This window comes from Vogesella mureinivorans, assembly GCF_007644035.1.
Lineage (GTDB): Bacteria > Pseudomonadota > Gammaproteobacteria > Burkholderiales > Chromobacteriaceae > Vogesella > Vogesella mureinivorans.
In genome coordinates, this window is record NZ_VMTV02001030.1 from 1 (window position 1) to 254 (window position 254).

Genomic DNA, 254 nt, shown 5'->3' on the forward strand with positions numbered 1-254 from the left:
ACCGAGGCCGTCAACGCCGCCGTCGCCGAACATCAGGCCCTGTTCGCCGCCGCGCCGCCTGTGGAGCAGGCCCCCGAGGGCACGGCATACCGCTTCGCCTTCGACGGCCTGTCCACTCCCAGCCTGCCCATGACGGCGTTCCAGGGCGACGTGGTGCTGGTGGTCAACACGGCCTCAAAGTGCGGTTTCACGCCCCAGTACGAGGGGCTTCAGACGCTGTACGAGGAATATGGCGCGCAAGGCTTCGCTGTGGT

1 pseudogene is annotated in these 254 nt (G+C 67.7%); it reads left to right on the plus strand.

The features are described 5' to 3' along the window. A pseudogene (locus FLQ44_RS24535) lies at window positions 1–254 on the plus strand (hypothetical protein); the annotation flags it as partial.